Below are 19,575 nucleotides of genomic sequence, written 5' to 3'. Positions count from 1 at the left end.
GCGTTGACTCCGTTACATCGAGAATACGTAGAGGTGCCCACCGAGCGGGATGTTCTGCACTTTCGGGTCCTTGGCCATGTCGCCGCCCCAGATCGGTGTGGCGCCGCCCCAGCCAGCGTAGACGCCAATGTACTGTTTGCCATTGACCTTCCATGTGCTGGGCACACCGATGATGCCGGAGGTCAGCTGCGGGCTCTTCCACAACACCTTGCCGGTCTTGGCGTCGAATGCATAGAAATAGCCATCCGCGCTGCCTGAAAACACCAGTCCACCGGCGGTGCTGAGCATGCCGTCGTTCCACGGAGTTTCCGAGGGGTGGTTCCAGACCTTTTTGCCGGTATTGATGTCGAGTGCGATCACGTCACCGTACTGACCTTTGAATGCCGGATCGGCAGTGACGTTGAACGACTCGCCGAGGAACGGCAGGCCGGCCTTGTAACTGACCGTGGCACCCTTGATCGTCATGCAGGTATGCATTGCCGGCACATAGGCCATGTGGGTCTGCGGATCGACCGAGATCGGCCACCAGTTCTTGCCGCCGAGGAAGCTTGGGCAAGTGAACACTTGCTTGTCGATCGTCGGCCGCATGGCCGGATCGGTGACCGGCTTGCCGTCCTTCATGCCGCTGACTGAAATCGCCGTCACGAATTTCTGCGCATAGATCAGCTTGCCGCTGATGCGATCGATCGCATAGAACCAGCCGTTCCGGCTCGCGCTGACGATGGCCTTGTGCTGCACGCCCTGATAATTGATATCGGTCAGCACCGTCTCGTTGGTGCCGTCGTAATCCCAGCTATCGTTCGGCGTGTACTGGAAATTCCATTTGATCTTGCCTGTCGAAGGATTCATCGCGATGACCGAATCGCTGTACAGATTGTCGCCCGGCCGCAGCGTGGCGAGCCACGGCCCCGGATTGCCGACGCCCCAGAACAGCGTGTCGGTTTCAGCGTCATAACTGCCGGTCAACCACGCAGCACCGCCGCCGGTCTTGTAGGCACCTTTGGGCCAGGTCTTGCCGCCCGGTTCGGTAGGCGACGGAATGGTGTACTGCTTCCACACTTGTTTGCCGCTTTTGGCATCCAGCGCCGTGATGAATCCACGAGCACCGTACTCACCACCGGACTCGCCGACAATGATCTTGCCCTTGACGATCAGCGGTGCCAGCGTCATCGCATAACCGAGATCCGCACCGAATAGCTGCTTCTTCCAGACCACCTTGCCGGTCTTGGCATTCAGCGCAACCACATAGTTGTCGAGCGTGGCGATGTAGACATTGTCGCCGTACAGCGCCACACCGCGGTTGACCACGTCGCAGCAGACGGTCTTCAGGCCGACTTGCGACAGATCCTGCTGGTACTTCCACAACTGCATGCCGGTGCTGGCCTGGAAGGCGATCAGACCATCTTTCGGGGTGGTGACAAACAGGTAGTCGCCGTTGACGATCGGCGGTGATTCGTGGCCTTGCTCCATGCCGGTCTTGTAATCCCAAACCTGCTTGAGGCCCGCCACATTACCGCTGTTGATCGTATCGAACGGCGAGTAACCGGAACTGGTGTAGTCGTGGCGGTACATCAGCCAGCCGTCATCGGTGGCGGCGGCATTGAGCCGCGCATCGGTGACAGGCGCGTAATCGGCCGCCAGTGCGCTACTGGCCATCACCAGCATGGCGATAAAAAGACTGGTATTGCGGTAGGCATTGAAGCGTTGCATGTATTTCCCCTCGTCGTTGCAGGTTTTCGCGATTTACTTGAGCAGATGGGTACTGCTACTAGCCGTCTTGCAGCGATGTGGCCCTGATCAAATGCACACTTCGGCGAGCGTGCATTTGACCAGCACGTTCTCAATACGTGTTTTCAAACTGGATTTTTCTGCGGGCAGTTCTTCGGAGTCCACGCTGGCGGACGGCTAGATGGCCGCCCGCTTCCCGGTTCGGCTCAGAAAAAGCCCAGCTTTTTCGGCGAGTAACTGACCAGCAGGTTCTTGGTTTGCTGGTAGTGGTCGAGCATCATCTTGTGGTTCTCGCGACCGATGCCCGACTGCTTGTAGCCGCCGAAGGCGGCATGTGCGGGATAGGCGTGATAGCAGTTGGTCCACACGCGACCCGCCTGGATGCCACGACCAAAGCGATACGCACGCGTGCCGTTGCGCGTCCACACGCCAGCACCGAGGCCGTAGAGTGTGTCGTTGGCAATCACCAATGCGTCTTCATCATCCTTGAAGGTAGTCACGGAAACCACCGGGCCGAAGATCTCTTCCTGGAAGACGCGCATCTTGTTGTTGCCGAAGAACACCGTCGGCTTGACGTAGTAGCCGTCCTTGAACTCGCCATCGAGCGTATTGCGTTCGCCGCCGATCAGCACCTTGGCACCTTCCTGCTTGCCGATATCGAAGTAGGAAAGAATCTTCTCCAGCTGTTCGCCGGATGCCTGTGCACCGACCATCGTGGTCGGATCGAGCGGGTTGCCCTGCTTGATCGCCGCTACGCGCTTGAGCGCACGTTCCATGAACTTGTCGTAGATCGATTCGTGGATCAAGGCGCGGCTCGGGCAAGTGCAGACTTCGCCCTGATTGAAGGCGAACAGCACGAAACCCTCGATCGCCTTGTCGAGAAAATCATCGTCCTCGTCCATCACGTCGGCGAAGAAAATGTTCGGCGATTTGCCACCAAGCTCCAACGTGACCGGAATGAGGTTCTGGCTGGCGTACTGGCTGATCAATCGACCAGTGGTGGTTTCGCCGGTGAAGGCGATCTTGGCGATGCGGTTGCTCGACGCCAGCGGCTTGCCCGCTTCGAGGCCAAAGCCGTTGACGATATTCAGCACGCCTGGTGGCAACAGGTCACCGATGAGCTCGGCCCATACCAGGATGCTTACCGGCGTCTGCTCGGCTGGCTTCAGCACCACGCAGTTGCCCGCGGCGAGCGCTGGCGCCAGTTTCCAGCATGCCATCAGCAGCGGAAAGTTCCAGGGAATGATCTGGCCAACGACACCGAGCGGCTCGTGGAACTGATAAGAAACCGTATCGTTATCGATCTCGCCCATCGAGCCTTCCTGTGCGCGAATGCAGCTGGCGAAATAGCGGAAATGGTCGATCGCCAGCGGCACATCGGCGTTAAGCGTTTCGCGGATCGGCTTGCCGTTGTCCCAAGTCTCGGCATAGGCAATCACCTCAAGGTTCTGCTCCATGCGGTCGGCAATCAAATTGAGGATGTGTGCACGCGCGGCGACCGACGTTTTACCCCAGGCGTCCTTGGCGGCGTGGGCGGCATCGAGTGCGGCTTCCACGTCGTCCTTGTCGGAACGCGGAATCTCGCAGAACGGATGACCCGTAATCGGCGTGATGTTGTCGAAATACTTGCCGTTTTTCGGCTCGACCCACTTGCCTCCGATGAAGTTGCCGTAACGCTGCTTGAAGGGAACCTGCACCGCGAGATGTTGCTGCTCAAGCTTGGTCATGGAATAGCACTCCGTGTCTGGGGAAGGTACAGACACAAGAGCAGGAGCCATGCCAGCGGACCTGTCACGAGGTACCGTGCTGCGCTGTGCCAACCCACCAGATCGCACAGCAACCGGGAAAAATTCCCGAATCGCTGCAACGCAGCAATAAACTCGGCAGCTCGGCTGTTGCACTTTGTCGCAGCGTATGTTTTGTATCGAGACACACCTCACGGAGGTGTCGCATATTGCGACACACACAATCACCCATGCGGCATCCGGGTTTTACCGAATCGATCAACCATGCGCGCCGCAGTTTTTTCGACAGTGGCTCCGAACCGCGCGGCCTGGTGTCGGAAACCATCCTCGCCTCATGGCGCCGTTGTCGCCTGCAAGGCCTTGTTGCCGACGAGCGGCCCAGCGTCGCGCTGGTCGAGCGGCATCAGCTGGGCAAGATGCAGGAGCAACACGAGGTACTGCGGCGCCTGTGTCGGCCAGAGCTGGAAGCGCTTTACGCCAGCGCCAATCACGCCGGCAGCATCGTGGTGCTGACGGCACCTGACGGTTTTATTCTCGACGCGCTGGGCAACGCCGATTTTCTCGACAAGGCTGCTCGTGTCTCGTTGCGTCCCGGCGCACCGTGGAGCGAAGCCGCCACCGGCACCAATGCGATCGGCACTGCACTGATCGAACGTCGCGCGATCGAAGTGCGCGGCGGCGAACACTATTACGCGCCACATAAAGTACTGAGCTGCTCGGCTTCGCCGATCTTCGACCCGCATGGTGAAGTGGTCGGCGTACTCGATCTTTCCGGCGAATCGTCATCGCACCATCTGCATGCGCTGGGCATGGTGCAGTTGGCCGTGGAGCAGATCGAGCATCGATTGTTCGAAAGCGGTTTCGACGGCGCCGACATCGTGCGCATCCAGCCCGACGCAGCGCTGCTCGGCACCGCACGTGAAGGCATGCTGGTATTCGAGGCACACAAACTTGTCGCTGCCAACCGGCACGCGCTGCGCCTTTTGGGCATGGACTGGAGCGAGCTGGGCAAGCGCCGCTACGACGAACTGTTTGCCTCGGCATTGCCGCGACCCGGTAGCGTGACCGGCATGCGCTGCCAGAGTGGCGAAATGGTTCACGCACGCCGTGATGTGCCTCGGCAAAGCAGCACACCTCTGCGTGCATTGCGCTCTACGCATGTCAAACCATTGCGTTCGCCCGCGCCGGTTTTTTCACCGACGATGAATGAGGCAATCGACCGCAGCGTTCGCCTGCTCGATGCGGATATCCCTTTGTTGCTGCAGGGCGAAACCGGCACCGGCAAGGAGGTGGTCGCACGCGAGCTGCATCGACGCAGTGCGCGCGCTGGCGCACCCTTCATTGCGGTGAACTGCGCGGCCCTGCCCGAGAGCCTGATCGAGTCGGAGCTGTTCGGTTATCTGCCGGGCGCCTTCACCGGCGCGCGCCGCGAAGGCTCGCCCGGCTTGCTGCGCGAAGCCGATGGTGGAACCCTGTTCCTTGACGAGCTGGGTGACATGCCGCTGGCGATGCAGAGCCGCCTGCTGCGTGTGCTGCAGGAGCGCGAAGTCACACCGTTGGGCGGTAGTCGCGCGCACCCGATCGACGTTACCGTGATAGCTGCCACGCACCGTGATCTTTCCGCAGCGGCAGAGCGCGGTGAATTTCGTGCTGACCTGTATTACCGCATTGCACAGTCGACCCTGCGATTGCCGGCGCTGCACGAACATGTCGATCTTGCGTCGGTCATCGAGCAGCTCTGGCGTGCCTTGGGCGGCGATCAGATTCCGATGCATCTGCATCCCGAGCTGGTGCAGGATCTGGCCAATCGACGTTGGCCCGGCAACTTGCGGCAGCTGGTCGGGTTGCTGCGCAGTCTGATGGCATTAGGCAACGTTGGATCGGTGGTAACCAGACGTGACTTGCCCGAGGATTTACGGACGCACGGTTCGGCGCAGGTACTCCCCCATGCGAACCTGTCGGGAAGCCTCGAATCGATCGAGCTGCACGCCATCGATGAAGCCATCACCACCTGCGATGGCAACGTTGCCGCTGCCGCCCGCAAACTCGGTGTCAGCCGCAGCACGATTTATCGACGTCTTGCGCAACATGGCGCTGACTGACGACGAACGTATCGATGGATCGGTAGATAAATCGGCACGCTAAAGGAACAACTAGCGCATCCGTCCCTCGGCATTACCTGCCCTGGCGCTGTCGAGAATCTCAGGATACGGAAAATCGAGCCCCAACAGCTGACGCAGATCCGGGCTCGCCTGTGCAATGAATTCCGCAGGCAACGCGGCCGGCAGGTTTTCCATCGGCTTGACCCATTTCGGCAAATACTGGATCAGGATCGCCGAACGGTCCTGCTGCGACAGATTGGGCATGGCGCAATGCCATACCGCGCCGAAGAAAACCACCGTATCGCCCGGTTCGCCGAGCATGCGTTCACAGCGATCGTAGAAGCGGTCGCTTTCGACCGGGTAACGCAGCTCGTGTTGCGAGCCCGGTACATAGGCCGTCGCACCGGTTTCGACGGTGAACGGATCAAGCATGATCGTCGCCTGCGCGTTCAGCGGAAAGCTGGCATTGAGCCGCGCCGGATGCGTCAGTGGCGAATGGTAATCCCAGTAGGGATAGTCGATATGCGGCTCCTGCCCCGGTCCACCGGGAAGAATACGATTGGCCGCAATCGAGCCCATGGTGAAACCGGTACCAAGAAACGCACGCATCACCTGCATCAGCTGCGGATGCGCCGCCATCCGTGAGAACACCTCGCCTTTGGCCAGAAGATTCCACACACGCCGCTGCAGGTCGATGGTGCCAGCCTTGCCCGCCGCACCCTGGAAGTGCGTGACCTTGGGCGCCGCGGATTCGGATTCGCGCATCACCACGTCGCGTGCCTCGGCAATCTCCGCCGCATTGAACAAGCCTCGGATGGTCACTGCGCCAGAACCATCGAACAGTTCGCGCACGGTTACTTCGACATCGAGATGCGCCGCATCGATGATTTTCGAACCGACGACAATAGCGGGTGAGCGAGCGGACAGTGCAGACACGATGGCGTACCTCGGACTGAGAAAAAGAGTGGTCCAGGCGAACGCTACGCTTTTTTGCAAGCGCTTGCAAAACGCAGTGCAGCATGCGTAGAGTCGAATGAAACCCACGAGGAGTTTCAATGGAGCAACTACGCATTGGCCTGATCGGCGCCGGCTATATGGGCAAGGCACACACATTGGCCTGGCAGTCGGTGCGAACCGTGTTCGACACACCGCTATTACCCGTCTGCGAAATGCTCGCCACCTCCAGCGATGAGGGTGCCCGCAAACATGCCAGCGCATGGGGCTGGCGACGCTCGACCGGTCACTGGCAGTCGCTGGTCAACGATCCAGACATCGATGCGATAGTGATAGCTACCCCACCGCGCACGCATCTGCCGATGGCACTGGCGGCCATCGCGCAAGGCAAGCACGTCTTCTGCGAAAAACCGCTGGGTTGCTCGCCGGACGAATCGCTGCAAATGACCGAAGCCGCCGAGCGCGCCGGCGTGGCGCACATGGTCGGCTTCAACTACATCCGCACGCCGGCCAGCCAACTGGCGCATGAAATCATCGCATCGGGTGAAATCGGCGAAGTCATCCACATCGCCGCCGAGCATGCCGAAGACTATCTCCACTCACCGCAGCTGCCGGCCAGTTGGCGCACTCGCGAAAGCGAAGCCACGGCGGCTGGTGCGCTGGGCGATGTCGGCGCCCACGTGATCAACGCCTGCTTGCGTCTGGTCGGCCCGATCCGGTCGCTGGTCGCCGATACGCATGTCGTGCAAGCGCGTCGCACAGGACCGCAAGGCGAGGAAGCCGTAGACAACGACGACCTCGGCCAGCTGCTGCTGCGCTTTGCCAGCGGTGCCAGCGGCACGCTCGGTTTCAGCCGCGTCGCGGCTGGCCGCAAGATGGGTTACACCTATCGCATCACCGGCACGCGCGGCGCCCTCGCCTTCGATCAGGAGGATCAGAACGCGCTATGGCTTTTCGATGCGAATCGCCCGCTGGAGCGGCAAGGCTTCCAGAAGATCTTGATGCGCCCCGGCCATCCCGACTACGCGTCGTTCAACCAGGGGCCGGGCCACGGTACCGGCTACAACGAACAGATCGTGATCGAGGCGCGCGACTTCATTCGCGCTATCGCTGGCGGCCAATCGGTGTGGCCTGATTTCCGCGCTGGCCACGAGGTGGACCGTGTTATCGCCGCCGCGTTGCAGTCGGTCGCCGAACGGCGCTGGATCGACCTTTGACGCCAGCAGCGATCAGGCTGTCGCGCTCGACGATCTCAGCATCGAAAATCGTCGATGCGGGGACCTGATCGGGTTCGACCAGCCATGTGGCAATCTGCGCGATGGCCTGCTCGATCATCGCAGCAATCGGCTGGCGCACGGTGGTGAGGCGATAAGCTGCCCATGCGGCGAGCGGCATATCGTCGAAGCCGACGATACTGATATCCCTCGGCACGACAATACCGCGTTCACGGCAGGCATCCATCGCGCCGAGGGCGATGATGTCATCGCCACAAAAGACGCCGTCGATCTCCGGCGAAGCATCGAGCAAGGCGTGCATGCCTTGCCTGCCGTGTTCGTGCGAGTAGTCGCCACCGAAGTGTTTGGCCACGAGTTTGCAGCCATGTTTGGACAGCGCGCGCTCGAAGCCGCGGCAGCGATCGCGCGATGCCATGTCGGTACGTGATGCGCCGAGAAAGGCCAAGCGCCGCAGCCCACGCGCAAACATCAACTTGCCGATCTCTGCACCGGCGGCCGCGTTGTCCACCGTCACCACGGGAGCCGTCGCAGAACCGCCTTTGCGTCCGAACAGATGCATCACCGGCAGGCCTGCCGCCACGCAGCGCTCGGCGAAGCCGGCCGGTGGCGCCGATGTCGCGATGAGCACGGCATCCACGCTGTACTTCAGCATCATCTCCAGCGCAGCATCGGCACCACCTCGCTCGGCGAGATTGGCCAGCAGCGGACGCAAGCCACGTGCCTGCAGTTGCCGGGTGAAATGGTCGAATACATCGAGGAAGGCCGGGTTGGCAAAGTGATTGGATACCAGGCCGATGAGTTCGGTACGACCAGTAACCAGACTCCGTGCCGCATGGTTGGGCCGAAATCCAAGCGACTGCGCCGCTGCCTCGACGCGTGCACGCATGGTCGCGGAAACGCTGGCACCCTCGGTGAACGTCCGCGAGACCGCCGAGATCGACACCCGCGCCTTGTCGGCGACATCCTGCGCACTGACGCGCGAAGGGAAAGCCGAACGAGAACCACGTTTGTTCAATGCCAAGCCCTGAGTAAAAACGACCAGTGAATCATGCATGACAGGTTGCATCCCTGTCTGCAGATCACGCCATTATCCAATCAACGGCTGATCACCACAGGCAGGGCTGCAACCTGCCGATAACCATCATCCAGCAGCCGCGCGACAGCCGGATCGAGGCCACGCATGAATGCCTCGACCTGTATGGTGTAGTCCGATGTGGTGCCCAGCTGCTGATTGATCTGCATATGCGTCAGCGGCTGCTCCAATACCTGCGCGCGGGTACCAAGCGACACCGCCTTGTCGACAAACTGGTGCGCCTGCGGACACGAATCCTTGCGCAGAGATGAACACACGCCGAGAAACGGCGCACCGGCGGCGCTTAGTTGCTGAAACGGCGACGCCGCTGTCCACGCGGTGGCATCGCCGCCAAACGCCTTGTCGTACAGCGGAAAGTGTGGCGATTGCATGATCTGCACGACATCCAACGCAGCGCTATCCAGCGCAATCGTGCCCAGCCATGGCGTAGCACCCTGCCGTATTGCAATGGAAGGCTCCGCTGCAATCAACGCCACCAGGTGCGCACCGGAGGAGTGTCCCATCAAGATGAATTTATGCCGATCGCCACCCCAGGATGAAACCTGATTCTGTGCGGCGACCAGCGCTGCCGCCACGTCCTGCGCCTGCTGCAATGGCACGGCACTGGGCAGCAAGCGGTAGTTGGTGGAGATCACGATAAAACCGCGTGGCACCCAGCGCGCCACCTTGTTCTCGATTACGCCGCGCGCCGCCTTGTCGCCGATGCGCCAGCCACCACCATGCACCATCAAAATCACCGGCGCATTCTGCGCATGCGCCGGTGCATACACATCGAAACGCTGATTCGCATCGCGACCGTAGGCTACATCGCGCAGCACGCGTATACCGGCCGGCAACGTGGCGGACGACATGTCGTCCTGTTGTTCGCCCATAGTCGTGGCGCGTCGCTGCATCATCGCGTCACTTGAGGGACTAGCCTTCGCACACTGGCCTGCCAGCGTCAGCACAACAAGCATCACGATGCGAAACATGACGGCGTCAACTCGATTCATCGCGATCTCCTTGAACCACAGAAAACGCAGCGAAGAGGCCGAGCGTTGACAAAGATAGAGTCAAGGCAAACCGGACGAGTCTAATCCTCGCCCCCACACACGATCTACCCTACGGCAGCAGGAGCCTCAGTGAGCAACCGGCGCTCCGACGTTGCAGAGCTTTTCGAGCAGCTGGGCCTGTACGTTGCGCGGCGTATCGCCTTCGGCGAACGGTACACGCACATACTGGCCATCGGGCTGCAGAAGCATTGCGCTGGTGTTGTCGGTGAGATAAAGATCCAGCGCATTGCGCACGCGTTGCTGCAGTTTTTTGCCCTGAATCGGGAACGCGGTTTCAACGCGGCGATCGAGGTTGCGCTCCATCAGATCGGCGCTGGCCAGATACAGCAACGGCTCGCCATCGTTGGCAAACCAGTACACGCGGCTGTGTTCGAGAAAGCGCCCGATGATCGATCGCACGCGGATGTTCTGAGACACGCCCTCCACGCCCGGCCGCAGGCAGCAGACGCCGCGCACGATCAGGTCAATCGACACGCCGGCGATGCTGGCCTTGTAGAACGCGCGGATCAGCTTCGGCTCGGTCAGCGCGTTGACCTTGATGATGATCCTCGCCGGCTTGCCGGCTTCGGCGTTGGCCGTTTCGCGCGCGATCAGTTCAAGCAACGTTTTCTTGAGAGTGAACGGCGCATGCAACAGCTTTTTCATGCGCAGTACTTTGCCCATGCCGGTGAGCTGGCTGAACAATTTGTGCACGTCTTCACACAGCACCTGGTCGGAGGTGAGCAGGCTGTAGTCGGTGTAAAGCCGCGCGTTGCCGGTGTGGTAGTTGCCGGTACCCAGATGCGCATAACGCACCAGCTCGCTGCCTTCGCGACGCTGGATCAGCATCAACTTGGCATGCGTCTTTACCCCGACCACGCCGTAGATCACCATCGCGCCGGCCTGCTGCAGACGCGAGGCCAGCGAAAGATTCGACTCCTCGTCGAAACGTGCGCGCAGCTCGACCACGGCAGTCACTTCCTTACCGGCGCGGGCCGCGTCGACCAACGCGTCGACGATTTCGGATTTGGCGCCAGTGCGATACAGCGTCTGTTTGATCGCCAGCACCTGCGGGTCCTTGGCAGCCTGACGCAACAGATCGACCACCGGCGCAAACGATTCGTATGGATGCAGCAGCAGCACGTCCTGCTTGCCGATCACCTGAAACAAATCCTCGGTGTGCTTGAGCACCTTCGGCAGCGTCGGCGTAAACGTCGGGTACTGCAGGTTCGGGTAACCGGCCTCGTTGGCGATGCGGAAAAGCCGCGCCAGATTGACCGGACCATTCACTTCGTAAAGCTCGGACTCGGCCAGGCCATATTGCTTGAGCAGATAGTCGGTCAGTTCTTTCGGGCAGTTATCCGCCACTTCCAACCGCACCGCATCGCCAAAGCGGCGCGAATACAGCTCGCCGCGCAGCGCGAGGGCCAGATCCTCGATATCTTCCGGATCGAGCGTGAGATCGGCATTGCGCGTAAGACGGAACTGGTAGCAACCAAGCACCTTCATGCCGGGAAACAATTCATCGACATGGGCGTGGATGATCGACGATAGCAACACATACTTGTCGCCACCGTCGTTGACGGCATCGGGCACACGGATCAAACGCGGCAGCACGCGCGGTGCCGGCACGATTGCCAGACCCGAGTCCCGGCCGAACGCATCGACGCCTTCCAGCCGCACGATGAAGTTGAGGCTCTTGTTGACCAGCAACGGAAACGGATGAGTCGGGTCGAGCCCGATCGGCGTGATCAGCGGTGCGACTTCTTCGCGGAAATAGCGACGCACCCATAGCTTCTGCTTGTGCGACCACTGCAGGCGACGCACGATGCGGATACCCTGCTCGACCAGCGCCGGCAGAATGCGCTCGTTGAGGATCGAATACTGCCGCTCGATCTGCCGATGCGCGATCTCGCTGATCTCGGCCAAAGCATGGCGCGGCGCAATGCCATCGGGACCGATCAGCTCGTGATCCAGCGCGATCTGGCCCTTCAGGCCGGCCACGCGGATCTCGAAAAATTCGTCCATGTTGCTGGAAAAAATCAGCAAAAATTTCAGCCGTTCCAGTAGCGGCGTGCGCTCGTCGAGCGCCTGATCCAGCACACGGATATTGAACTGGAGTTGCGACAGCTCGCGATGGATGTAAAGACGCTTGTCGGTCAGATCGATCGGCACTGGCACCGACGGCTCGCCGTCGTTGGCAGCAGGCACGGAGGCGTCGGTCGGCAAGGCCTCGCGGATAATGCGAGTGTTCATCGGTACAAATCCAATAGTCCGTCAGACAGGTCGTGTGTCCGGCCCGTGGTTGCATCTGGAGGGATGGTAACCCGCTGTCGCGTGCAAGTGCGGTATACCGCAAGACAAGTTAATAACGTACTCAGCTTGCCGCAGTACTTTGACAGGCGGATGACCTTGCGCCATGCGATGCGGATTTGGCACGACGTGCCTTCGCTCAGCCATCACGCTCTGGTGCGAGCGATACGCTCGTGGGATGCCAGATAGCGACTGGGTGCGGCACCCAATACACGATGGAATGCGGCGGTAAACGCACTGGCGCTGGCGTAACCCAGATCCATGGCTACCTGCGTGATCGATTCACCACTATCCAACCGGGTCAACGCGGCCAGCAGACAGGCCTGTTGGCGCCAGGCAGCGAAGCTCATGCCGGTCTGCGCGCGGAACAACCGGGTGAAACTGCGTCGGCTCATGCCGGCGCGGGTCGCCATCTGGTCGATGCCGATCTCCAGCGAGGGCGCATCGATCAGGGCGCGGCACAGTGAAGCCAATCGACGTTCGTGCGGCAGCGGCGTGCTCAGCGCCAGCTCGGGCATGTTGCGGATCTCGTCCAGTAGCAAGGCCATCACCCGTCCATCGCGACCATCCAGGGCGTATTCGGCAGGCAGGTCGACCGCTTCCAGCAACAGGGCGTGCAGCAGCGGCGATACCTCGATCACCCGGCATGTCGCGGGCAGACCAGCCGCATCAGCAGCCGCGTGGTGCACGTAGACACTGAAGATCGACACCGGACCGCGCATTTGCACCTCGTGCACGACACCCGGGGGAATCCACAGCGCACGCTGCGGCGGCATCACCCAACTCCCAGCTGCCGTGTGCACGGTGACCACGCCGGTGACGGCATGCAGCAATTGACCGCGCCGGTGCGCATGCGGCGGCAGCAAGTCGTGAGTCGGGTAATCGTTGGCGGTAGCGAGCACGTCGCGTGGCGTGTCTTCGTAGGGGTCGATACGGGTATTGCGCATGGTCTGGCCCGAATTCGATGATTATTGGCCCATACGTGAATGCGGGCCGTTGCACAGAACTCTATGGTGATGCACCGGATCGCGCAATGGCCGCGGCCGAGCCTTGTTCCGCTATTTGCCCTCTATCGAGTTGACTATGCAGACACGCGTTGATTCCGTTTCCTTGGCGCCATTACCCGCTACACCTGTTCAGACCACGACTGCGGCGCGGGATCGCACCAATTTCGGCATCCTTGGCGCCATCAGTTTTTCGCATCTGCTCAACGACATGATCCAGTCGTTGATCCTCGCCATCTATCCGATCCTCAAGCACGATTTCGCGCTAGATTTCGGTCAGATCGGACTGATCACGCTGACCTACCAGCTCACCGCGTCGCTGCTGCAGCCGTTGGTGGGCATGTTCACCGACCGCCGGCCGATGCCGTATTCGCTGCCGCTGGGCATGAGTTTCACCCTGTGCGGCCTGATCCTGCTGGCGGTGGCACCGAGTTTCCCCATACTGCTGCTGGCGGCCGCGCTGGTCGGTACGGGGTCGTCGGTGTTCCATCCGGAATCCTCGCGGGTGGCGCGCATGGCCTCGGGTGGACGTCACGGCCTGGCGCAGTCGTTGTTCCAGGTCGGCGGCAATACCGGTGCGTCGCTGGGGCCGTTGCTGGCGGCCTGGATCATCGTGCCGCACGGGCGCGGCAGTGTGGCGTGGTTTTCGCTGGCAGCATTGCTGGCCATTGTGGTGCTGCTGCAGGTCAGTCGCTGGTATCGGCACCAGCATGTGAAACAGCAAGGTCGGCGCGCACCTGTGGTGGTACACGCGTTACCCGTGAGCAAGGTGGTGCTGGCGATGAGCATCCTCGGCTTGCTGATCTTCTCCAAGTATTTCTACCTGGCCAGCCTCAGCAGCTATTACACGTTTTATCTGATCCACAAGTTCGGAGCATCGGTGCAGAGCGCACAGGTTCATCTGTTCGTGTTCCTGTTTGCCGTGGCAGCCGGTTCGCTGTTCGGCGGCCCGATCGGCGATCGCATCGGGCGCAAATGGGTGATCTGGGCATCGATTCTCGGGGTCGCACCGTTTACCCTGTTGCTGCCGCACGTCAACCTGTTCTGGACCGGTGTGTTGACCGTGATCATCGGGCTGATCCTGTCCTCGGCGTTCTCGGCCATCCTGGTCTATGCGCAGGAATTGATTCCCGGTCGCGTCGGCATGGTCTCCGGGCTGTTTTTCGGCTTCGCCTTCGGCATGGGCGGCATAGGTGCGGCGGTGCTGGGGCATGTGGCCGACAGCCATGGCATCGAGTATGTCTACCGACTGTGCGCGTATCTACCGCTGATGGGCTTGATCACCGTGTTTCTGCCGAACCTTGAGCGACCTCGACACGCCAAGCTGTCTGCCGTCTGAAATAAAAATCGGCCCGCTGTCATGGCGGGCCGGTTTGTTGTGCGTGTCAGATCAATGTGTCGATGGAGCAGGCCCTTGCACCACCTGCACGATATGCGCCGGTTGCAGGTATTTCTTGAACGCGTCCTGCACCTGCGGTGCGGTGAGGTTGAGGTAGTACTTGGCGGCAACCATCGGCTCGTCCAGCGGCTGGCCCTTGTAAGCCCAGCCCACCAGCGAGCTGGCGATTTGATCAACGCTGGACACGCCCAGGGGAATCGAGCGGATCTCGAACTGGCGCGCGTTGACCAGCTCCTCCGGCTTCACCGGCTTATTCTGCATATCGGCCAGGTTCTGCCGGATCAGACCATCGACCGGTGCGACCTTGCCCGGATCACTGCCGTACTCCACGAAGAAGATCGAGCGTGAGCGGTTGAAACGCAGGCCGGAACTGGCGCCGTAGGCGTAGCCGTGCTTGACGCGCACGTCCACCATCAGACGCGAGGCGAAGCCGTTGCCACCCAGCACGTCATTGCCGAGGTTCATCGCGTAGCGGTCAGAATTGGTCAGATTCAGATCGAGCATCTGGCCCATCAACACCTGGTCCTGCGATGCAAACGAGTTATTGACTACGGTGTAGGCGGCCGGATGCAGCGGCACTGGCTTCGGGATCACATTGGGCTTGGGTCCGCTGGCCTTCCAATCGCCGAAATATTTTTCGACGGTGGCCTTGGCCTGTTCCGGCGTCACATCGCCGACCACGACAAGGGTGGTCAGATCGGGACGATAGGTCGCGTCGAAATAGCTTTTTACGTTCGGCAGGGTCAGCGCGTTCACCGTGGTCGGCAATGCCTCGCGCAAGCCGGAGTCACCCGCCGGCAACATGCCCTTGGTCAACGCGTGGAACATCTTGTACTCGGGCGATTCGATCTCGCCGGCGAGCGTACGCGCCAGCGTGCTGCGCTGCACCTCGAACGCCTGTGGCGGCAGCGCCGGATGCAACTCGTTGTCGGCCAATAGCTGCATGCCCTTGTCGAATGCGCCGCTGGGCACGGCGAGCTTGAAATCGCTGCCGCCCGACGCCGTGGCGGAGATGTCATCCAGCGCCTTGTGGAAGGCGGTGCGATCGAGGTTGGTGGTGCCGTAATCGAACAGCGAGGCCAGCAGCCGACCGACACCCTCCTGCCCCGCCGGCTCCTGCAGGCCAGCGTCATGATCGACGTGGCCGACCACGGTCACCGTCTTGCTGATGCTTTCCGGTTGCACGATCAAACGCAGGCCATTGGCCAGCGTCATATCGGTAGGCGCCAACGTCCAATGCGGCATCTGCAACGTGCCGAGCGCCTTCTCGGCCCATTCCGGCAGCGGCGCGTCGAGCTTGTCGTCGCCACCAAACGATTCGGTACCGCCAAAGCCGCTGCTGTCCGGCGGACGCTTGCCGTCCTCGCTCGGCGTCAGCACCACGGTAATGCGCTGATGCGATTTCAGATACTCACGCGCCACACGGTTGACATCGTCGACCGTCACGCCGCCAATCAGTTTTTCGGCCGCCTCGGGTGAATCCACGCCCTGCCATGCCAGTGCCTGCGACCACGCGCTCGCCAGAGTCACTGCACTATTCTTGTTGAACTCGGCCTGGGCCAGTTCGGAGCGCTTGGCGGCATCGACCAGCTCGGGCGATACGCCTTCCTTGAGCAGCTGTGCGACGACTGCATCGAGACTGGCCTGCGTCTGCTTTGCGTCGCCGCCCTTGGGGAAGCTGGCCTCGACCACACCGATGCCGCCGCGGGTGAACGGCTGCATCTGTGCATCGGCGGTCAGTACCTTACCCTGCGCCGCCAGCTCGGACAGGCTGCTGCGCGCATTGCTCAGCACGTCCATCAGTACCTGTGCCGCCGCGTAGTCCTTCGTCTGCATACCCGGCATGCGATACAGAAATTGCACCGAGCCAGTGCCCTGTGGCGTACTGCTGGCGATGGTCTGCGGCTTGAATGGTTTCAGCTCGATCGGCACGCGCGCCGGCGTGGCGCGCTGAGGAATCGGATCGAACAGTTGCTGCACCTTAGCCAGCGTGGCCTGCGGATCGACGTCACCAACAATCACGAAGATCGCATTGTTCGGCACGTACCAATGGGTGTGGAATTGCTTCAGCACGCCGGAGGTGGTCTTGTCGAACGTCGGCCGCGTACCCAGCGGATCGGCCTCGTAGCCGGTACCGGCGTAGAGCGCACCCTCGGCCTTCTCGAACGCCAGGAAACCGGGATCGGAAATATCGCGCGACACCTCTTGTTCGATTGCGCCCTTCTCCAGTCCCCAGTCCTTGTCGCTGACCAGCAAGCCCTGCATCCGGGTCGCTTCGATGTGCAACAAGATGTCGAGGTAAGCCGACGGCGCCACAAAGTAATACTGGGTTGCGTCGTTGGTGGTGAAGGCGTTGTTGTCGCCACCCATCTTGCCGGTCATCTCGTTCAACTGCGCGCCGGTCATGCCGGTACTGTCGCGGAACATCATGTGTTCCAGCGCATGCGCGGTGCCGGGGTAACCCTTCGGCGTCTCGTAACCACCGGCCAGATAGGTGATCTGGGTGGTCACCATCGGCGCCAGCGTGTCGCGCACGATCACCACGCGCAAACCGTTCTTCAATGTGGCGCGGGTGACGTTGCCGGCTTCGCTGGCCGGGGCTGGCGCTGCGGCGTCAGCGGCATGCGCCACCCCACCCAGCAAACCGATACCCAGCAATACGCTCCATGTCAGGGGTTTGAGCTTGTTCAACATCATTGCCTGTGATTCCTTGTGGTTTGCCGGTTGTGGTGCGGTGTTCGCCGCAGCGTTTGCGTTGATGAATCGGGGACAAGCCTAGCGATTCTGGGTGTCCAGCGTCTCCAGTCCGTGTGCCATAAGACATGATTGCGCGATGCATGTGTTTATCGGTTAAGCATCCGATGGCTAGTCGAGGCGTGCACCGATTACCAATGGCTCCGGCTCCAGCTGCACGCCGAAGCTTGCTTTCACACCGTCCATCACGCGCTGCGCCAGCGCCCAAAGTTGCTCACCGCTGGCCTTGCCGTGATTGACCAGCACCAGCGCGTGGCGATTGGAGATGCCCGCATCGCCTTCACGCAGGCCCTTGAAGCCGGCCGTCTCGATCAGCCACGCGGCGGACAGTTTGCTGCGGCCTTCGCCGGCCGGCCACGACACCAGCCCCGCATGCTCACGTGCCAGCGACTCGGCCAACGTGCTGTCGACGATCGGGTTCTTGAAGAAACTGCCGGCGTTGCCGATCACATCCGGGTCGGGCAATTTTTTCGTGCGCAGGTGCACCACGGCTTCAGCCACGTGGAACGGCGCGGGCTTGTCCACGCCCATGCGCTGCAGCTCGTCGTGGATGCCGGCGTAGTCGGTGCGCAGCTCGCGCTGGCGCGGCAGCACGAAGCGCACGGCGGTGACGATGTAACGACCCGGCTCACGCTTGAACAGCGAGTCGCGATAAGCGAATGCACAAGTGGCATGATCCAGCGTCACCACTCGATGCTCGCGGATATCCCACGCCTCGACACTCTCGACGAACTCGGCCACTTCGCAACCGTAGGCGCCGATGTTCTGGATCGGCGCCGCCCCGACCGTGCCGGGAATCAGAATGAGATTCTCCATGCCCGCGTAACCCTGACCCAGGGTCCAGCGCACGAAGTCGTCCCAGCGTTCGCCTGCGGCCACCGCGATGCGCGCGCTGTCGTCATCGCTCTCAACTTGGACTCCGCGGGTGGCCATCACGAGTACGGTGCCGTCAAAGTCGCCGGTGAACAGCACGTTGCTGCCTTCGCCCAACACCAGCAGCGGGCGGTTGCGGATGGCCGGAAACTGCAGCAGTTCGGGCAACTTGCTGGCATCGCGGATTTCCGCCAGCAGGCTAGCCTTCGCCGCCACACGCAGGGTGTTGCGCGTCGCCAGCGATGCGTTTTCGATCAGCGTGTAACCGCCCATATCCGTGCCTTGCGGCGACCTGTTCATGCGCTCAACCGGCATGCGAGTCTTCCCTCTGCCGACGCATTTCATCGACGCATTCGTTGACCAGCTGCGGACCGCGATAGATCAACCCGGAATAAATCTGCACCAAGGCCGCACCGGCCTCGACTTTTTCGGCAGCATTGCTGCCATCGATGATGCCGCCCACGCCGACCAGCGGAATACGCCCCTGTACCCGTTTGCTCATACCGGCCAGCACTGCCGTGGCACGATCGAACAATGGCTTGCCGGAAAGGCCGCCCATCTCGGCGCTTTGCGGGTCGTCGGCCACCGATGCGTGGTCGATCGTGGTGTTGCTGCAGATGACGCCGTCGATGCCGGTATCGAGCAACACCTCGGCGATCGCATCGAGCTCCGCTTCGGCAAGATCGGGTGCGATCTTCAACAGCATCGGCTTGCGTTTGCCCTGCTGTGAGCCGAGTTGCTCCTGCGCCTCGCGCAACGTGGTGATGAAACGACGCAGCGTCGCCTCTTCCTGCAGATCCCGCAGGCCCTGCGTATTCGGTGAGGAAATGTTCACCGTGATATAGCTGGCGTGTTCATGCACGCGACGCAGACAGATCAGGTAATCGTCGACAGCCCGCTCGTTCGGCGTGTCCTTGTTCTTGCCGATGTTGATGCCGAGCACGCCGCGATACGCCGCCTTCTGCACATTGCTTACCAATGCCTCGACGCCGCCGTTATTGAAGCCCAGCCGATTGATGATCGCTTCATGTCCTGCGAGCCGAAACATGCGCGGCTTGTCATTGCCCAGCTGCGGCCGCGGCGTGACCGTACCCACTTCGATAAAGCCGAAACCCAGCGTGGCCAGTGCATCGAGATGGTCGGCATTCTTGTCCAGACCCGCCGCGAGTCCCACTGGATTGGGAAACATGATGCCGAAGGCCGTCGTCGGCAGATCGGCCGGCCGCTTGGCCAGCCAGTGCGCGAAGCCGCTACGCTCAGCCACGCTGAGGCCATAAAGGGTAAGGCCATGCGCGACTTCGGGATCGAGCTTGAACAGCAGGGGCCGCAAAAAATCGTACATGT

Annotated in this window: 13 protein-coding genes; 3 read left to right on the top strand and 10 right to left on the bottom strand. The window is 61.3% G+C overall.

The window, feature by feature from the left end:
* Nucleotides 1-12: 12 nt before the first annotated feature.
* Nucleotides 13-1,710: a methanol/ethanol family PQQ-dependent dehydrogenase gene (locus HDE80_RS14860; RefSeq protein ID WP_184672145.1), complete on the bottom strand. Its 1,698-nt coding sequence runs from the start codon at nt 1,708-1,710 to the stop codon at nt 13-15.
* 224 nt (nt 1,711-1,934) lie between these two features.
* The gene (adh, locus tag HDE80_RS14855) at nt 1,935-3,455 is read right to left on the bottom strand and encodes an aldehyde dehydrogenase (RefSeq protein ID WP_184672143.1); all 1,521 of its coding nucleotides are present in this window, start codon (nt 3,453-3,455) and stop codon (nt 1,935-1,937) included.
* A 248-nt stretch (nt 3,456-3,703) separates the two neighbouring features.
* On the opposite strand from adh, the gene HDE80_RS14850 reads away from it, so the two are divergent.
* Nucleotides 3,704-5,575 (top strand): sigma-54-dependent Fis family transcriptional regulator, encoded by a 1,872-nt coding sequence (locus HDE80_RS14850; RefSeq protein ID WP_184672141.1) that lies wholly within the window; start codon nt 3,704-3,706, stop codon nt 5,573-5,575.
* Between the two features lie 51 nt (nt 5,576-5,626).
* On the opposite strand, the gene HDE80_RS14845 is transcribed toward HDE80_RS14850, so the two are convergent.
* On the bottom strand, nt 5,627-6,511 hold the full coding sequence (locus HDE80_RS14845; protein WP_221437581.1) for a phytanoyl-CoA dioxygenase family protein: 885 nt from the start codon (nt 6,509-6,511) through the stop codon (nt 5,627-5,629).
* 119 nt (nt 6,512-6,630) lie between these two features.
* Between HDE80_RS14845 and HDE80_RS14840 the strand changes: the two genes are divergently transcribed.
* On the top strand, nt 6,631-7,746 hold the full coding sequence (locus HDE80_RS14840; protein WP_184672137.1) for a Gfo/Idh/MocA family oxidoreductase: 1,116 nt from the start codon (nt 6,631-6,633) through the stop codon (nt 7,744-7,746).
* Here the strand turns inward: HDE80_RS14840 and HDE80_RS14835 are convergent.
* The 4 genes from HDE80_RS14835 to HDE80_RS14820 form a co-directional block, all read right to left on the bottom strand.
* Nucleotides 7,694-8,818 (bottom strand): LacI family DNA-binding transcriptional regulator, encoded by a 1,125-nt coding sequence (locus tag HDE80_RS14835; RefSeq protein WP_184672135.1) that lies wholly within the window; start codon nt 8,816-8,818, stop codon nt 7,694-7,696. The two genes, HDE80_RS14840 and HDE80_RS14835, sit on opposite strands and share 53 nt — an antisense overlap.
* 41 nt (nt 8,819-8,859) lie before the next feature.
* The gene (locus HDE80_RS14830; RefSeq protein ID WP_255483778.1) at nt 8,860-9,849 is read right to left on the bottom strand and encodes an alpha/beta hydrolase; all 990 of its coding nucleotides are present in this window, start codon (nt 9,847-9,849) and stop codon (nt 8,860-8,862) included.
* Between the two features lie 126 nt (nt 9,850-9,975).
* Nucleotides 9,976-12,144, bottom strand: a complete 2,169-nt coding sequence (gene ppk1, locus HDE80_RS14825; RefSeq protein ID WP_184672133.1) for a polyphosphate kinase 1 — start codon at nt 12,142-12,144, stop codon at nt 9,976-9,978.
* A 203-nt stretch (nt 12,145-12,347) separates the two neighbouring features.
* A complete protein-coding gene (locus HDE80_RS14820) occupies nt 12,348-13,148 on the bottom strand; it encodes a helix-turn-helix transcriptional regulator (RefSeq protein WP_184672131.1) in 801 nt (266 codons plus the stop codon).
* Between the two features lie 136 nt (nt 13,149-13,284).
* On the opposite strand from HDE80_RS14820, the gene HDE80_RS14815 reads away from it, so the two are divergent.
* Entirely contained in the window at nt 13,285-14,544 is a 1,260-nt protein-coding gene (locus HDE80_RS14815; protein WP_184672129.1) for an MFS transporter, read from the top strand.
* Between the two features lie 51 nt (nt 14,545-14,595).
* Here HDE80_RS14815 and HDE80_RS14810 read toward each other — a convergent pair whose 3' ends face one another.
* The 3 genes from HDE80_RS14810 to HDE80_RS14800 all read right to left on the bottom strand — a co-directional run bounded on the left by HDE80_RS14810 (nt 14,596) and on the right by HDE80_RS14800 (nt 19,573).
* On the bottom strand, nt 14,596-17,301 hold the full coding sequence (locus HDE80_RS14810; RefSeq protein WP_184672127.1) for a pitrilysin family protein: 2,706 nt from the start codon (nt 17,299-17,301) through the stop codon (nt 14,596-14,598).
* A gap of 168 nt (nt 17,302-17,469) precedes the next feature.
* A complete protein-coding gene (murB, locus tag HDE80_RS14805; protein ID WP_184672197.1) occupies nt 17,470-18,504 on the bottom strand; it encodes a UDP-N-acetylmuramate dehydrogenase in 1,035 nt (344 codons plus the stop codon).
* A gap of 31 nt (nt 18,505-18,535) precedes the next feature.
* Entirely contained in the window at nt 18,536-19,573 is a 1,038-nt protein-coding gene (locus HDE80_RS14800) for a quinone-dependent dihydroorotate dehydrogenase (protein WP_184672125.1), read from the bottom strand.
* Nucleotides 19,574-19,575 lie beyond the last annotated feature (2 nt).

The sequence above is a fragment of the Rhodanobacter sp. A1T4 genome, from assembly GCF_014207185.1.
Taxonomy (GTDB): Bacteria; Pseudomonadota; Gammaproteobacteria; order Xanthomonadales; family Rhodanobacteraceae; genus Rhodanobacter.
Note: the sequence above shows the minus strand (reverse complement) of the source record. Positions and strands in the feature narration are given on the sequence as shown.

What these genes read in the sequence shown, in the direction of transcription:
- HDE80_RS14860 (WP_184672145.1), bottom strand. Translation starts at nt 1,710, where the DNA reads ATGCAACGCTTCAATGCCTACCGCAATACCAGTCTTTTTATCGCCATG.
- HDE80_RS14830 (WP_255483778.1), bottom strand. Translation starts at nt 9,849, where the DNA reads ATGAATCGAGTTGACGCCGTCATGTTTCGCATCGTGATGCTTGTTGTG.
- HDE80_RS14840 (WP_184672137.1), top strand. Translation starts at nt 6,631, where the DNA reads ATGGAGCAACTACGCATTGGCCTGATCGGCGCCGGCTATATGGGCAAG.
- ppk1 (WP_184672133.1), bottom strand. Translation starts at nt 12,144, where the DNA reads ATGAACACTCGCATTATCCGCGAGGCCTTGCCGACCGACGCCTCCGTG.
- HDE80_RS14815 (WP_184672129.1), top strand. Translation starts at nt 13,285, where the DNA reads ATGCAGACACGCGTTGATTCCGTTTCCTTGGCGCCATTACCCGCTACA.
- HDE80_RS14800 (WP_184672125.1), bottom strand. Translation starts at nt 19,573, where the DNA reads ATGTACGATTTTTTGCGGCCCCTGCTGTTCAAGCTCGATCCCGAAGTC.
- HDE80_RS14850 (WP_184672141.1), top strand. Translation starts at nt 3,704, where the DNA reads ATGCGGCATCCGGGTTTTACCGAATCGATCAACCATGCGCGCCGCAGT.
- HDE80_RS14835 (WP_184672135.1), bottom strand. Translation starts at nt 8,818, where the DNA reads ATGCATGATTCACTGGTCGTTTTTACTCAGGGCTTGGCATTGAACAAA.
- adh (WP_184672143.1), bottom strand. Translation starts at nt 3,455, where the DNA reads ATGACCAAGCTTGAGCAGCAACATCTCGCGGTGCAGGTTCCCTTCAAG.
- murB (WP_184672197.1), bottom strand. Translation starts at nt 18,504, where the DNA reads ATGGGCGGTTACACGCTGATCGAAAACGCATCGCTGGCGACGCGCAAC.
- HDE80_RS14820 (WP_184672131.1), bottom strand. Translation starts at nt 13,148, where the DNA reads ATGCGCAATACCCGTATCGACCCCTACGAAGACACGCCACGCGACGTG.
- HDE80_RS14810 (WP_184672127.1), bottom strand. Translation starts at nt 17,301, where the DNA reads ATGATGTTGAACAAGCTCAAACCCCTGACATGGAGCGTATTGCTGGGT.